Here is a 13780-nt window from a genome sequence, read left to right as displayed (position 1 = left end):
GGCCGCCGCCGCGCGGCCCCCGGGGAGGAGGCCGGCGATGCCCACACCTGCGAAGGCGATGATCACGTGCACGGTGGCGTGTCTGGTCGCAGTGACCGCGTACACGGTCGCACTCGGCCCCAACGGCTGGGTGTGGTTCGCCTGGGTCGTCCTGATGCTGGCCACGATCGGGGTGTTCGCGATCCGCACGCCCCGCTGAGGCCTGCGCGGCGCGGTGGTCCGGTGAGCGCAGGGGGGCACTGCGCCCCTGCCCGGTCGGCCGGTGCACCCGTCGCCGGCGTGAGCCGGCTGCCGGACGGCGACGGAGCGCCGGCCCGGTTCGGGCACGTAGCAGCGGTGCGATCGCCGTCCGCCGACGAGCGGCGCCTTCCACCTGACCGGCGGTCTCGAACCGCGTCAGGGCCCCGTCCGCTCCCCCACCGTCTCCGCCTCTCCCGATCTCCTGCGCGCGCACCGGCTCTCGCCCCTCGCCCACGTGCGCGGTGACCCGGACCTCGTCAGCGTCACCCCGTGACCCGAACCGGCCGGGACGAGGCGTCCGATAGGGCCTCCGACGCTACGGCGACGAGGTGCCGGTGAGCCGGCCGGCGGGCAGGTGACGGGTGGCCGCGAAACCGGTGAGGGTGATGACGGATGCCGCCAGAACGGCGGACTTGAGGCCGGCCAACTGGGCTTCGGCGTACGAGTCGACGATCGCGTCGACCTCGGACTGCGGCAGTCCGGCGCGTTCTGCGGCGGAGCGCACCTGATCGGTGCCGACGAAGCTGACGCCCGCCTCGAGGGCGATGCCCGTCTCCTGCCGCGCGACGTCGGACACCAGCGGATTGTCGGCGATGCGGCTGGTGAACGCGCTCGCCAGGGCGCCGATGAGGATGGCGCCGATGAGCGCCGTGCCCAAGGAGGACCCCAGGTTCTGGGCGGTGTACTGCAGTCCCCCTGCCTCACTGCGTTCGGACTCCCCCACGGCGGACTGGACGACGTTGCCGAGCTGGGAGGCCAGCAGGCCCATGCCGAGCCCCAGAAGCGCCATGGACAGTGCGAAGGAGAGGTCGTCGATGCGGGGCTCGACGGCGGCGAGCAGCCACAGGACCGAGATGAACAGCACCAGCAGGCCGAGCCGCACGATCGCACGGGGACCGGCGATGCGGCCGAGCAGGGGTCCGCTCATCGAGGCGACCAGCATCGTGATCGAGACCGGCAGCAGCCGGAGGCCTGTCTGGAAGGCGTCGAAGCCCTGGACGACCTGGAGGTACAGGGGGATGGCGAAGAACAGGCCGAGCAGCACCAGGTTCTGGACGAGCAGCATCGCCAGGCCGGAGCGCAGGGGGGCGACGGTGAACAGCGAGAAGCGGACCAGGGGTTCACGGCCGGTGGACTCCTGGTGCCGCTCCCAGGACCGGAACAGGAACAGCACCACGGCTCCCGCCGTGATGACGAAGGGGGTGAGGGAGAAGCCGAAAACCGTGACCGGGGAGTTGCGGGGCTGCAGCCAGCCCCAGGATCCACTCTGCAGGACGCCCAGGACCACCAGGGCCAGACCGACGGCCGACAGGACCGCGCCACCGGTGTCGAGCCGGCGCCCCGGTCCGGGGCGGGGGTGGTCCTCGACCCACCTCACGCAGCACAGTACGGCGGCCACGAGGACGACCTCCGCGGCGAAGACCAACCGCCACGTCAGATAGGTGGTGACCCATCCCCCGAGCAGCGGGCCGACGGCGATGCCCGCTCCCGCCAGGCCGCCGATGACACCGTAGGCCACCGCCCGGTCCCGGCCGGAGTAGGCGCCCGCCGCCAGCGCCGCCAGGGCCGGGAGGACCAGTGCCGCGCCGAGGCCCTCGATCACGGACCATCCGAGGGTGAGCACCCACAGGCTCGGGGCCACGGCTGTGATCGCCGAACCCGCGCCGTACACCATGAGTCCGACGGCGAAGGCGCGGCGGCGCCCGAACATGTCGCCCAGCTTCCCGCCAGTGATCATGAAGGCGGCCATGACCAGGGTGTACAGGGTGATGACGGCCTGGATGGCCGTCACCTCGGTGTCGAAGTCGGCGACCAGTTGACTGATCGAGACGTTCATCACCGAGGTGTCCAGCACCATCAGGAACTGCGCCGTGCCGAGGACGATCAGAGCCCGCCAGCGCCCCATGTGCGCACCTCCAGGGTCCCGGCCCGTGGTTGTCTGCGGCACACGGTCACATCGGCGCAGGGTGGCGGGCAAGGCCATTCCCGGGGCGTGACGGCCACGTCACCCGGTCGGCTGCACCACGTGTTCCGGCTCGGGATCACGTCGCGTCGCAGAGCGGTGCGCGTCACCGGCGGCGATCGTCCCGAGGCGGCGCAGGTCCCCGGAGAGGTCACCGCTGCGGTCGAGGTGGGCCGGGACCATCCTGCCCACGAGCCACCGGAACCAGCGGGGCGTGCTCCGCATCCGGTAGGTCTGCACCACCCGGGTCCCCGAGTCGGCCGGCTCCAGTTCGATGGTCCATTCGGTGCTGTCGGGGAACAGCGGGGCGGGGATCGTGCGCCAGGTGATCAGGCGCGGGGGCTCGAACGCCACGATCTCGCAGACCCGGCTCCAGCGCAGCCGGCCCGATCGGTTGTACCCACGGAAGCGGGCGCCCGTCGCTGCCGTGGCCGCCCCGCGCAGCCAGGTGACCCGGTGGCACTCATGGCTCCACTCGCTGTTCCGGGTCACGTCCGCGACGACGCGCCACACGGCCCCGGCCGGTGCGTCGACGACCACCTCGCTGCGGCACGTCCGGGCGACGCCGCGCTCCGTCCCGTTGCCCTCCGTGGTGCCGTTGCCGCTCTCGTTGTCCCTCATGCCTCTCCCCCCTCGATGCCCTGCTCGGTCGTCACGCGTCGAGCAGCCGGTCGACGACACCGGCCACCCACTGCTCGTACTGCTGCGGCGTCCATCCGGAGATCCCGGTCAGCAGGTGGTAGACCTCGACGCCGAGGACCGCCCACACCCCGTCCAGCTCTTCCCGGGTCACCGCGCGCGCCGCGACGTGGTTCATGCCCTGCTCGACACTGATGCGGCGGCGCCGCTGGTTGTCCCGCAGCTTCTCCGCCAGGTCGGCGTTCGACGCGGCCGCCTCGCGCAGCGCGAGGTGCACCCCTGAAGTACGCAGGTGGATGGCGGTGACCAGCCGTGCGGCGGCGGCGATCCGCTCCCGCCGGGTCCCGGACCCGAGCCCGGCGAACTCCGGGCGTTCGGCGAGCGTTTCGGGCCGCGCGTCGCCGACCACGGCGACGTCGAGGGCTGCCATCAGCAGTTCGCCCTTGGACCGGAAGCCGGCGTACACGGTCTCGACCGACACCCCGGCCTCGCGGGCGACATCGCGCATCCCGGTCGCCGCCCAGCCCCGCTCGCCGAACAGCCGGACGGCCGCGGCCAGCACCACGGCCCGCGTCTCCCCGGCCTGTTGCTCGCGGCGCGGTGACCGGTAGGGGCGCCGTGCACGCGGCGCTTCTTCCGCCGTCATCAGCGCGACGTTCCGTTCCCCGTGGACTTCTGCGGCTGCCACCATTCCGCGCGGCGGCGCCGGTAGGCGCGGGCGAAGCCGTGCAGCAGGATGAAGCGCGGGACCGGGGGCACCAGGGCGACCACGATCCGGTGCCCCTCGGGGTCGATGCCGTCGAGCAGCCAGTGGCCCTCGATGCCGAGCTGCGTGAACGACTTGGACTTCACGTTGTACCGCTGGTCCCAGGCGTGCCATTCGTCCTGGGTGAGGGCCGCCGACACCACCGGCATGGCCTCCGCGACCTCGCGTTCCAGGTGCGGCACGAGGACGGCCGTCAGCGAGTCGAGCGCCGCGAGGAGTCTGATGCGCGCCTCCTCGGACGCCGTCTCCGCGTACCGCCGTGCAGCGTCCGTCACGGTCACGGCCGCCGGGGTGATCCGGCGGTGGTCGGCGTCCAGCGAGTCCAGCAGCGGCCCGGCGGCCGGGTCGCGCTCGAGCACCAGCGGCCACAGGCCCTCGTCCTCACCGGTGTGGTGCGCGTGGAGGAACTCCATCAGCCACGCGACGTGGCGGCCGAGCGCGCTCCCCTGCCGTCGCCCCGGATGCGGCTCGGCCGACAGCACCGTCCGCGTGCGCTCCAGGTCACGTCGCAGCGCGCCGTGCACGATGCCCATCATCCGCGTGTCCGCCGGCGCGGAACCCGTCCCCATGTCGCCCTCCCCATAGCCGTCTTGCCAGGAGAGTAGGACGGCACAGCTTTCCCTACAAGGCCGTTCCAGTGAATTCTGGTGCGGCCTTGGTGGTGAGGGCCTCCAGGGTGAGGCCGGCGGCGATCAGGCAGAGCGGCACCGCGGGTACGAGGTGGTCGGAGAGCAAGGCCAGGCACGACAGCAGCGCGAGGTTGGGCAGCAGCCACGTCAGAACGCGCCTGAGGGGGTGACCGATCGTCCGCACCCCTGTGACCGCGTTGTGCAGGAGGTGGACGCCCAGTGCCACGCAGCACAGTCGCAGTGCGGCGCCCGCGTGGTCGTGCTGCGCCGCCGCGGTCACCAGGCCTCCCAGTCCGGCGGCGAGGGCGAGCAGCGCGACCACCGGCACGACGTGCCCGATCACGAAGACCGACCGGACCAGGCGGAACGCCTGCTCGGGCCGGGCGGCGAGGGTCTCCTCCGCCACGGCCGAGCCGAAGTCGAAGTAGAGCCACCACACCACGGCGACCACGGCGAACGCCGCCAGCCCCGTGACCACCGCGGGTGTCGCGGCGTCGGCCGCCGCGATAGCGGCGACGATCTGTGCGATCCCCTCCCCCAACACGATGATCATGAAGAGCCCGAACCGCTCGACGAGATGCCCGAAGGCGACGCGGCCCTCCACCAGGCGCCGCCGCAGCGCGGACCCGCCGGGGCGGCCGGCGAGCCACGGAACGGCCTCCACCCCCAGGCCCGCGAGCCACAACACGTACGCCACCGGGGTCTCGACGGCGATCGACGCGCCCCACAACGCCGCCGAGACCAGCAGCGGACCGTGGGCGCCGCCCGTCGGCCACCGGCGGCCGGCCAGCATCCGGAAGGCCACGACCTCCAGGCGCGAGGCCGCGTAGCCGGCGGCGAACAACGCCACGTGCCCGTGCGCCGCGGGCGTCGCCGCACCGGCCATGACGATGAGGATCGCCATCTGCGCGAGCACGTCCAGCCGCCGCTCGGCCTCGGCCTCCCCCGTCAGGTTCGTGTAGAGGGTCGAGCCGACCCACATCCACCAGGCCGGCAGGAACAGCGGCAACAGCCGCAGTCCCGCCTCCCAGCCCGGCCGCGCCAGGAGCGGATGGGCGAGCTGCGCCACCAGCACGACGAACAGCAGGTCGTAGAACAGCTCCAGCCACCCCGCCCGGCGCACCTCACTGCTCGTCACGGCATCACCCGCCTTCCCTGCGCGACGGAGCGCCCTCTGCGCGCTGCCCGGACCGCCCCCACCCTCCGTCGCCGCCGTACCCGCGAACCAGTGCCCCGCCGTTCCTGGGACCGGCAGGACCCGCCACCGGTCCGGGGTGGTGGCGTGCGAGGAACATGGTGCGAGCCGACCGGAGGACCGGAGAGCGGACATGCCCCCACAGGACGCCGGACAACCCGGCAGCGCCGCCGCGATCGTCGTCCGGCACGAGATCCTGCGGCGTGCGCCGACGCCCCGTACGGGCCCGAGGCGCCTTCGGGCTCAGGGCCGGCGTCCGCCCCGGGTCACGGACGCGGTCACCGCGGCGACGACGGCGGTCCCGGCGAGGCTCCCCGCCATCACCATCACCACGCCGACCAGGAAGAGGCCGCTCGAGTCGTCCGACCAGTCGACGAAGGCGGCGACGGTCAGGCCGAGCGAGGTGCCGAGCACTGCGGCCATGACGAAGCCGCGGGACGCGGCCAGGCACACGACCACCACGAGCGTCAGGACCAGCCCTGCGACCTGCCAGGCTTCGTAGGGCCCGGTCACGGTGCCGTCGGGTTGCACGTCACGGTGCCCGTCCCAGCCCAGCCAGGCGGCCCAGTCGGCCGACGCGAGGACCGTCAGCAGGAGGATCGGCAACAACCGGGATGCGGGATTCGCTGTTGATCGGCGCATGAGCCGAGCGTCCCGCCCCGCCTCCGCTCGGACCAGAGCGCAGGTACTCAGCTCCGGCCGAGTACGTGCCCCGATGCGGCAGCCGCGGGGGCGTGGCGTCAGGCGGGGGCGTGGCGGGCGAGGCCGGAGACGAGGAGGTCGAGGCCGAACTCGAAGCGCTCGTCGCCCTCGTCGCGCATCAGGGCGTCGACCATGCCCGTGATGTGGGGGAAACGCTCGGGGGGCAGTGAGCCGAAGTACTCGCGGATGCGGACGATCTGCTCGTCCAGGCTCACCCCCGCCTCACCGAAGCCCTGGCCGCGCAGGCTCTCCTCGACCGCGGTGGCGGTGACGAAGAGCGCGAGCGCGTCCACGCCGTAGGCGCAGACCTGGTCGGACAGGCCGCCCGCCTTGAAGATCGCGAGCATGGCCTCGGCGTTCAGGAGCGCGTTGGGACCGAAGGGGATGCCCTGGCCGATGGCGGCGCGCGCCAGGTCGCGGTGGGTGACCAGGACGCGGCGGCCCTGCCGGGCCATCTCCTTGATCTGCTCCTGCCACCGCTGCGGATCGGGCTCCGGGCGGATCACGTCGGCCTGGATGCGGTCGAGGAGCAGCTCGAGCAGTTCCTCCTTGTTGGCGACGTGCGCGTAGAGCGAGGCGGCGCCGGTGTCCAGTTCCTGGGCGACCCGGCGCATGCTCAGCGCGTCCAGACCCTCGGCGTCGACGACGTGGAGGGCCGCTGTGACGATCGCCTCGCGGTTGAGGCTGCGGCGGGGGGCCTTCTTGCGCTCGGCGCGCCAGGGCGGGACGGGGACCGATGTCACGTGCTGCGTACCTCCGGGAGCGGAACACGGACAGCGTACTTGACACGAACGCCGTTCGTTATCTAGAACACTGTTCGTTCGAAACGAACAGTGTTCGTCACGCTCCGGCCCCATGGAGGCCCCCATGACCACCCAATCCCTCTCCCCGCCGGCGTCCCCTGCCACCGGCCACCCCCTGCGCAGGCTCGGGCTGGCCGTGATCCTCGCCGTCGAGATCATGGACCTGCTCGACGCCACCATCGTCGGCGTCGCCTCGCCCTCGATCCGCGCGGACTTCGGCGGCAGCTCCACGCAGATCCAGTGGATCACCGCCGCCTACACGCTGGCCTTCTCGGTGCTGATGATCACCGGGGCGCGGCTCGGCGACATCGTCGGCCGCCGCCGGATGTTCCTCGCCGGGCTCGCCGGGTTCACGGTGTGCTCCGCGCTCTGCGCGGCCGCGGGCTCCGCGGGGATGCTGATCGGCGGACGGGCCGCGCAGGGGCTCTTCGCCGCCATGATGGTGCCGCAGGGCCTCGGCATCCTGCGCCAGATGTTCCCGCCGAAGGAGCAGGGGGCGGCCTTCGGCGCGTTCGGGCCGGTCATGGGGCTCGCCGCGGTCGCCGGGCCGGTGCTCGGCGGATTCCTCACCGACGCGGACCTCTTCGGCTCCGGCTGGCGTTCGGTGTTCCTGATCAACGTGCCGATCGGCGCCGTCGCCTTCGCCGTCGCGCTGCGCATCCTGCCCGAGGGCCGCTCGCCGCACGCGCCGCGGCTGGACCTGGCGGGATCCGCGCTGGTCAGCCTCGGGGTGCTCATGCTGGTCTACCCGCTGGTGCAGGGCCGCGACCTCGGATGGCCGCTGTGGACGTACCTGTCGATGGCGGGCGCGGTCCCGGTGCTCGCCCTCTTCGCCCGGTACCAGCGGCGGCTGGTGGCGCGGGGCGGTTCCCCGCTCGTCGAGCCCGGGCTCTTCCGCCACCGCGGCTTCTCCGCCGCGCTCCTGGTGGGCGTCGTCTTCTTCGCGGCGGTCAGCGGGCTGATGCTGGTGCTCACCCTGCACCTTCAGGTGGGGCTCGGCTACAGCGCCCTGCACGCCGGGGCCTCGATGATCCCCTGGTCCGCCGGCACGGTCGTCGGTGCGATCCTCTCCGGTGCCGTCCTGGGCCCGAAGTACGGCCGGCTCACCATCCAGGCCGGCTTCGCGCTGTCGGCGGTGGCGGTCGCCGCGCTGGCGCTCACCGTGCACCTGGCGGGCAACGGGGCCACCACCTGGCAGCTGCTGCCCGCCCTCCTGCTGAACGGCTTCGCGATGGGCCTGGTCATGGCGCCGTTCTTCGACATCGCCCTCGCGGACGTCGAGGAGCGCGGGACCGGCTCGGCCTCCGGCGTCCTCAACGCCGTCCAGCAGCTGGGCGGTTCGGTCGGCGTCGCGGTGCTCGGCACGGCGTTCTTCTCGTACGCGGCCGACGGCGGCACGGTGCCCGCGGCCCAGTGGACGGCGCTCATGGCCGCGGCCGCGTTCGTCGCGGCGCTGGCGGCCGCCTTCCTGCTGCCCCGCCGCGCCCGCGAGGGCGCGGCGGGACACTGAACAGGTCCCGCCTCAGGCGGTGTGCACGGTGAGGCCGCAGCGGGCCAGGGTGTCGGGGACGGTGCCCCGGCCCAGCACCACGGGGACCGTCCGCCGGCCGCTGCCGAGGTTGACCCGGCCGTGGTCGTTGCCCGGGAACGTACCGCCCGGGAAGGCACCGACGCAGGAGCCGTCCCAGCCGTGCACGGCGGGCGCCGGGTGGGCGCAGTGCCCGGCCGTGACGAAGCCGCCGTAGTCAGCGCCGGAGGCACGCCGGGCGGCGGGGGCGCGGACGAGCCCCGCGGACGGTACCGCGGCGGCGGACACCGGTGCGCTCCCTCCGGCGGACGAGGCAGTGCTCGGCGTACGCGTACCGGCCCGGTGACGGGCGGCACCGGCCGCGCCTAGACTGACGATCCTTGAATCGCGTTGTGACCTGGCAGAACGCCGCCCCGGAGCCGATCGGCGCCAGTTGGGAGTCAGTCCGTGTTCTACTACGTGCTCAAGTACGTGGTCCTCGGCCCGCTGCTGCGGGTGCTGTTCCGCCCGAGGATCGAGGGCATGGAGAACATCCCGGAGGAGGGCGCGGCGATCGTCGCGGGCAACCACCTGTCGTTCTCCGACCACTTCCTGATGCCCGCGATCCTGCCGCGCAGGATCACCTTCCTGGCGAAGGCCGAGTACTTCACCGGCACCGGCCTCAAGGGGCGGCTGACCGCCGCGTTCTTCCACAGCATCGGGCAGATCCCGGTCGACCGCTCCGGCGGCAAGGCGGGCGAGTCGGCGATCCGCGAGGGGATGAAGGTGCTCGGCAAGGGCGAACTCCTCGGGATCTACCCCGAGGGCACCCGCTCCCACGACGGACGCCTCTACAAGGGCAAGGTCGGCGTGGCCACCATGGCCATCCGCGCGAAGGTTCCGGTCGTCCCGTGCGCGATGATCGGCACGTACGAGATCCAGCCCGCCGGCCGGCGGCTGCCGCGCATCAAGCCGGTGACGATCCGCTTCGGCAAGCCGCTGGAGTTCTCGCGCTTCGAGGGGATGGACAACGAGCGCTACGTGGTGCGCTCGGCCACGGACGAGATCATGTACGCCATCCTCGCCCTGTCCGGCCAGGAGTACGTCGACCGCTACGCCGCCGAGGTCAAGGCGGAGCAGCAGGGCCCGTCCGGCATCGGCTCCCGGCTGCGCCGCGGCGCCTGACCCGTCGCGCCTGAACCGAGCGGTCGCGCCTGACCGGTCGCGCGCCCCGGCGGGTTGCGCCCTGGGCGGATCCGCGCACGGCGAACGACCCTGGTCCGGCCGCACCCGGCCCGCCTAGCGTCGCCGTCATGACGGGAACTGCGTTCGTGATCGGTGCGACGGGACAGATCGGCAGGGCGGCGGTGCGCGCCCTCGCCGAGGACGGCTGGGAGGTGCGGGCCGCCTCCCGCGGGGGCGGCGGTGACGTGGAGTGGCCCGACGGGGTCCGGCCGGTGGCGGTGGACCGCGAGGACACGGGGGCGCTGGCGGCGGCGCTCGGCGAGGGCTGCGACGTGCTGCTGGACTGCGTCGCCTACGGGCCGGAGCACGCACGGCAGCTGACGGATCTGGCGGGCCGGATCGGCTCCGCGGTCGTCGTGTCCAGTTGCTCCGTGTACGAGGACGGCCGGGGCCGCAGCCTGGAGACCGACGGGGAGCCGGGCGGCGCGCCCGTCTTCCCGGTGCCCGTCACGGAGGCGCAAGCCGTGCTGGCCCCCGGGGAGGGCGGGTACTCGCCGCGCAAGGTGGCGCTGGAGCGCGACCTCCTCGCGGCGGAGGACCGGCTGCCCGTCACTCTGCTGCGCGCCGGTGCCGTCCACGGCCCGCACAGCCTGCGGCCGAGGGAGCTCTACTTCGTCAAGCGGGCCGTGGACCGGCGGCCGTTCCGGGTGCTCGCGTACGGCGGGGAGAGCCGTTTCCACCCGGTGCACGCCGCGAACCTCGCCGAGCTGGTGCGGCTGGCCGCCCGCCGCCCCGGAGCGCGGGTGCTCAACGCCGGCGACCCGTACGCCCCGACGGTGGCGGAGATCGCGGACGCCATCGCCGCGGTGCTGGGCCACGAGGCGGAGACGTACGCCGTGGACGGCCCTCCCCCGGCGAAGAACGTCGGCGACACCCCGTGGACCACGGCGCACCCCTTCGTACTGGACATGTCGGCCGCGGAGCGCGAGCTGGGCTACCGCGCCGTGACGGGCTACGCGGAGTCCCTGCCGGAGAACGTGGCCTGGCTGGTGGAACGGCTCGGCGGACGGGACTGGCGGGCGGCCTTCCCCGTCCTGGCGTCGACCTACGACCGCTTCGGCGACCTGTTCGACTACGAGGCCGAGGACCGCTGGCTGGCCGCCGGAAAACCGCTCGCCGGGCCCCGGGCGGCCGAATAGCCTCGGGACGTGGAAAAGGACGGGACATGAGTGCGCGGCTGCGGGCCCTCGCCAAGGAGACGGAAGGCCTTGTCGCGAGCGGCCGCTACCGAACGGCACGCGGCGTGGACGTGGCGATCGGGGAGGTCGTCGCCCGGTCCGTGCGGGGGACGCGGATGTACGGCCCCGGGCCCGTCGATCCCGGCCCCGGCACGGAGCGCATCGGGCCGACCGCCTTCGAGGTGACCGGCGAGGACAGCCTGCAGGCGGCACGCCGGCTGGTGAGGCAGGCGCCGGAAGTCCCGGTCGCCGTGCTGAACTTCGCCTCGGCACGCAATCCGGGCGGCGGCTACGTCAACGGTGCGCAGGCCCAGGAGGAGGCGCTCTGCCGTGCGTCGGCGCTGTACACGACGCTGCTCACGGTGCGGGAGTTCTACGACTGGCACCGGGCCGACCGCAGCCCCTTCTACAGCGACCGGGTGATCCACTCCCCCGGCGTCCCGGTCTTCCGCGACGAGCACGGCGTCCTGCTGGACGAGCCCTTCGAGGCCGGATTCCTCACCTCCGCCGCGCCCAACGCGGGAGTGATCGCCCGTCAGGAGCCGGAGGACATGGACCGGGTGCCCGCCGCGCTGACGGCCCGCGCGGGCCGGGTGCTCGAGGTCGCGGCGGCGCACGGCTACCCCTCCCTGGTACTGGGCGCCTGGGGCTGCGGGGTGTTCCGCAACGACCCGGCGGCGGTCGCCGCCGCCTTCCGCGAGCACCTCGGGCCGGGCGGACGGTTCGCGGGCCGCTTCGGCCGGGTCGTCTTCGCCGTACTGGACCGGCGCGCGGACTCGCCCACCCGGGCCGCCTTCGCCGCCGCCTTCCCGGGGTAGAGGAGTCGCATGAACGACAAGCGCAACATCGACACCGTGATGGACGCCGTGGACCGGAAGTGGATGCCGCACGTCCTCGCCGAGGTCAACGACTACGACGTCAAGGTCGCCAACGTCGAGGGCGACTTCCCCGAGCACGCGCACGCGGACACCGACGAGTTCTTCCTCGTCCTCGCCGGCCGGCTGCACCTCGACCTGCCGGACCGCACGGTGACGCTGGGCCCGCACGAGGTGTTCACCGTGCCCCGCGGGGTGCCGCACCGGCCGCGCGCCGAGGAGGGCACCCGCATCCTGATGTTCGAGCCGCGCGGCACGGTCAACACCGGGGACGGCAACGAGGGCGCGGGCACGACCGGGGTACGGCTGGAGTAGCCGCCCGGGCACGCAACGCCGGACGGCCCCGCCGCGCCCGAGGGCGCCGCGGGGCCGTCCGCCTGTGCACCGGGGGTCAGCTCGTGGGCGGCACCGGCGTGGCGTGCGGCGCGCACGTCACGTCGGACCGGTCGAGCCTGCCCGTCACGAAGTAGCCGGTGACTCGGTCGTTGATGCAGGGGTTGACCAGGCCGGTGACGCCGTGCGACCCGGCGCCCTTCTCGGTGATCATCAGCGAGCCCTTGAGCCGCTTGTGCAGCTCCACGGCGCCGGTGTACGGGGTCGCCGCGTCACGGGTGCTCTGGACGATCATGACGCGCGGCAGACCGTGGCCGGTCCGCACCTCCACCGGGTTCTGCTGCGGGACGCCCCAGGTGGCACAGGGCAGGTTCATCCACGCGTTGGACCAGGTCAGGAACGGGTACTTGGCGTGCAACCGGGTGTTGTCGCGGTCCCAGGTGCGCCAGTCGCGCGGCCACTTGGCGTCGGTGCACTCCACCGCCGTGTAGACCGCGTTGCCGTTCTCCGAGGCGGCGTTGCCCGCGGTGTCCGACAGGTCGGGGGCCGCGGCGTCGACCAGCGCCTGGGTGTCGCCCGCGAGGTAGGCGCTCCAGATCCCGGCCACGGCCGCCCACGACGAGTCGTAGTACGGGGCGCTCTGGAAGAGGCCGAGCAGTTCGGCCGGACCCACGAGCCCGCCAATGGGGTGCGCCTTGGCGGTGGCCCGCAACTGCTCCCACTTCGCCTGGACCTTCGCCGGGGTGTTGCCGATGTGGTACACGGAGTCGTACTTGGCGACCCAGGCCTTCCAGTCGTTCCAGCGGCCCTCGAAGGCGACGTCCTGGTCGAGGTTGTTCTGGTACCAGATCTGGTCGCGGGACGGGTTGACGACGCTGTCGACGACCATGCGGCGCACGTGCGACGGGAAGAGCGTGGCGTAGACGGCGCCGAGGTAGGTGCCGTAGGAGACGCCGAGGTAGTTGAGCTTGCGCTCGCCGAGGGCGGCGCGGACGACATCGAGGTCGCGGGCGGTGTTGGCCGTCGTCATCTGCGACAGCATCGCGGCACCGGTGCGCTCCTTGCAGCCTTCCGCGTACTCGGCGGCCAGCTTGCGCTGGGCCCGCTTGTCGGCCTCGCTGTCGGGAACGGGGTCGGCCTTGGGGGCCTTCACGAACTCCTGCGGGTCGGCGCAGGAGATGGGCGCCGAGTGGCCGACACCGCGCGGGTCGAAGCCCACGAAGTCGTAGGCCTTGGCGGTCGCCGCCCAGATCGGGTTCTTGGTCGTCACGCGGAGCGGGAAGCGCATCCCGGAGCCACCGGGCCCGCCCGGGTTGTAGATGAGGGCGCCCTGGCGCTCGGCGGCGGTGCCGGTGTTGCCGATGCGGTCCACCGCGATCTTGATCGTCTTGCCGTAGGGCTTGGCGTAGTCGACGGGTACGGTCACCCAGCCGCACTGGACCGGGCTCGCGATGCCCCAGTCCGCCGGGCAGGCGGCCCAGTCGATGCCCTTCCTGGCCGCGTGCGCGGCGGCGATCCGTACGCCGTTCGCCTCGGCGGCGCCGCTGTGTCCGTGGTTTGCCGGCCCACTGCGGGCGACCGCGGTCTGCGGTGCCGCCGTGGCGACGGTGCCGGCTATCAGGGCCGCGGTCAGCCCGAGCACGGCCGTGCGTCTCACCATGAACTCCCCCTGCTGTTGGTGCCGCTCGTGGCGGCCCGATCACAA

Annotated in this window: 15 protein-coding genes; 6 read left to right on the top strand and 9 right to left on the bottom strand. The window is 73.2% G+C overall.

Annotated features, from left to right (window positions below; translation table 11 throughout):
* Positions 1-37 precede the first annotated feature (37 nt).
* Positions 38-199, top strand: a complete 162-nt coding sequence (locus ACFW3D_RS03995; protein ID WP_499600674.1) for a hypothetical protein — start codon at positions 38-40, stop codon at positions 197-199.
* Between the two features lie 357 nt (positions 200-556).
* On the opposite strand, the gene ACFW3D_RS03990 is transcribed toward ACFW3D_RS03995, so the two are convergent.
* From ACFW3D_RS03990 to ACFW3D_RS03960, 7 genes are all read right to left on the bottom strand, one after another.
* The gene (locus ACFW3D_RS03990; protein WP_500501007.1) at positions 557-2146 is read right to left on the bottom strand and encodes an MFS transporter; all 1590 of its coding nucleotides are present in this window, start codon (positions 2144-2146) and stop codon (positions 557-559) included.
* A 99-nt stretch (positions 2147-2245) separates the two neighbouring features.
* Positions 2246-2824 carry an SRPBCC family protein gene (locus tag ACFW3D_RS03985; RefSeq protein WP_500501005.1) on the bottom strand — a complete coding sequence of 193 codons (579 nt, stop codon included), beginning with the start codon at positions 2822-2824 and terminating at the stop codon, positions 2246-2248.
* 31 nt (positions 2825-2855) lie between these two features.
* Positions 2856-3488 carry a TetR/AcrR family transcriptional regulator gene (locus ACFW3D_RS03980; RefSeq protein WP_500501003.1) on the bottom strand — a complete coding sequence of 211 codons (633 nt, stop codon included), beginning with the start codon at positions 3486-3488 and terminating at the stop codon, positions 2856-2858.
* Positions 3488-4177, bottom strand: coding sequence for a hemerythrin domain-containing protein (locus tag ACFW3D_RS03975; RefSeq protein ID WP_500501001.1), 690 nt, complete (start codon positions 4175-4177; stop codon positions 3488-3490). The genes ACFW3D_RS03980 and ACFW3D_RS03975 overlap by 1 nt, the downstream gene beginning before the upstream one ends.
* Before the next feature lie 52 nt (positions 4178-4229).
* Positions 4230-5375 carry a low temperature requirement protein A gene (locus ACFW3D_RS03970; RefSeq protein ID WP_500500999.1) on the bottom strand — a complete coding sequence of 382 codons (1146 nt, stop codon included), beginning with the start codon at positions 5373-5375 and terminating at the stop codon, positions 4230-4232.
* Positions 5376-5675: 300 nt separating this feature from the next.
* Positions 5676-6074 carry a hypothetical protein gene (locus ACFW3D_RS03965; protein WP_500500997.1) on the bottom strand — a complete coding sequence of 133 codons (399 nt, stop codon included), beginning with the start codon at positions 6072-6074 and terminating at the stop codon, positions 5676-5678.
* Positions 6075-6172: 98 nt separating this feature from the next.
* The gene (locus tag ACFW3D_RS03960; protein WP_500500996.1) at positions 6173-6877 is read right to left on the bottom strand and encodes a TetR/AcrR family transcriptional regulator; all 705 of its coding nucleotides are present in this window, start codon (positions 6875-6877) and stop codon (positions 6173-6175) included.
* A gap of 124 nt (positions 6878-7001) precedes the next feature.
* Between ACFW3D_RS03960 and ACFW3D_RS03955 the strand changes: the two genes are divergently transcribed.
* A complete protein-coding gene (locus tag ACFW3D_RS03955; protein WP_500500994.1) occupies positions 7002-8447 on the top strand; it encodes an MFS transporter in 1446 nt (481 codons plus the stop codon).
* A 12-nt stretch (positions 8448-8459) separates the two neighbouring features.
* On the opposite strand, the gene ACFW3D_RS03950 is transcribed toward ACFW3D_RS03955, so the two are convergent.
* Complete coding sequence (locus ACFW3D_RS03950; RefSeq protein ID WP_500500992.1) at positions 8460-8753, bottom strand: hypothetical protein; 294 nt, start codon at positions 8751-8753, stop codon at positions 8460-8462.
* A gap of 159 nt (positions 8754-8912) precedes the next feature.
* Between ACFW3D_RS03950 and ACFW3D_RS03945 the strand changes: the two genes are divergently transcribed.
* The 4 genes from ACFW3D_RS03945 to ACFW3D_RS03930 all read left to right on the top strand — a co-directional run bounded on the left by ACFW3D_RS03945 (position 8913) and on the right by ACFW3D_RS03930 (position 12057).
* Positions 8913-9629 (top strand): lysophospholipid acyltransferase family protein, encoded by a 717-nt coding sequence (locus tag ACFW3D_RS03945; RefSeq protein WP_500500990.1) that lies wholly within the window; start codon positions 8913-8915, stop codon positions 9627-9629.
* Positions 9630-9757: 128 nt separating this feature from the next.
* A complete protein-coding gene (locus ACFW3D_RS03940; RefSeq protein WP_500500988.1) occupies positions 9758-10828 on the top strand; it encodes an NAD-dependent epimerase/dehydratase family protein in 1071 nt (356 codons plus the stop codon).
* Between the two features lie 26 nt (positions 10829-10854).
* Positions 10855-11685: a TIGR02452 family protein gene (locus ACFW3D_RS03935; RefSeq protein ID WP_500500986.1), complete on the top strand. Its 831-nt coding sequence runs from the start codon at positions 10855-10857 to the stop codon at positions 11683-11685.
* A 9-nt stretch (positions 11686-11694) separates the two neighbouring features.
* Entirely contained in the window at positions 11695-12057 is a 363-nt protein-coding gene (locus ACFW3D_RS03930) for a cupin domain-containing protein (RefSeq protein ID WP_500500984.1), read from the top strand.
* A gap of 76 nt (positions 12058-12133) precedes the next feature.
* Here the strand turns inward: ACFW3D_RS03930 and ACFW3D_RS03925 are convergent, their stop codons facing one another.
* Positions 12134-13735, bottom strand: coding sequence for an alpha/beta hydrolase (locus ACFW3D_RS03925; RefSeq protein ID WP_500500982.1), 1602 nt, complete (start codon positions 13733-13735; stop codon positions 12134-12136).
* Between the last annotated feature and the right edge of the window lie 45 nt (positions 13736-13780).

The organism is Streptomyces sp. NPDC058864, from assembly GCF_042742985.1.
Taxonomy (GTDB): Bacteria; Actinomycetota; Actinomycetes; order Streptomycetales; family Streptomycetaceae; genus Actinacidiphila.
The sequence above is the reverse complement of the archived record's forward strand: the minus strand, read 5'-3'. Positions and strand labels throughout refer to the sequence as shown.

Bases quoted from the DNA above. Each gene is read 5' to 3' on its own strand.
- ACFW3D_RS03925 (WP_500500982.1), bottom strand. From the start codon at position 13,735: ATGGTGAGACGCACGGCCGTGCTCGGGCTGACCGCGGCCCTGATAGCC.
- ACFW3D_RS03935 (WP_500500986.1), top strand. From the start codon at position 10,855: ATGAGTGCGCGGCTGCGGGCCCTCGCCAAGGAGACGGAAGGCCTTGTC.
- ACFW3D_RS03990 (WP_500501007.1), bottom strand. From the start codon at position 2,146: ATGGGGCGCTGGCGGGCTCTGATCGTCCTCGGCACGGCGCAGTTCCTG.
- ACFW3D_RS03985 (WP_500501005.1), bottom strand. From the start codon at position 2,824: ATGAGGGACAACGAGAGCGGCAACGGCACCACGGAGGGCAACGGGACG.
- ACFW3D_RS03995 (WP_499600674.1), top strand. From the start codon at position 38: ATGCCCACACCTGCGAAGGCGATGATCACGTGCACGGTGGCGTGTCTG.
- ACFW3D_RS03975 (WP_500501001.1), bottom strand. From the start codon at position 4,177: ATGGGGACGGGTTCCGCGCCGGCGGACACGCGGATGATGGGCATCGTG.
- ACFW3D_RS03980 (WP_500501003.1), bottom strand. From the start codon at position 3,488: ATGACGGCGGAAGAAGCGCCGCGTGCACGGCGCCCCTACCGGTCACCG.
- ACFW3D_RS03940 (WP_500500988.1), top strand. From the start codon at position 9,758: ATGACGGGAACTGCGTTCGTGATCGGTGCGACGGGACAGATCGGCAGG.
- ACFW3D_RS03955 (WP_500500994.1), top strand. From the start codon at position 7,002: ATGACCACCCAATCCCTCTCCCCGCCGGCGTCCCCTGCCACCGGCCAC.
- ACFW3D_RS03930 (WP_500500984.1), top strand. From the start codon at position 11,695: ATGAACGACAAGCGCAACATCGACACCGTGATGGACGCCGTGGACCGG.
- ACFW3D_RS03965 (WP_500500997.1), bottom strand. From the start codon at position 6,074: ATGCGCCGATCAACAGCGAATCCCGCATCCCGGTTGTTGCCGATCCTC.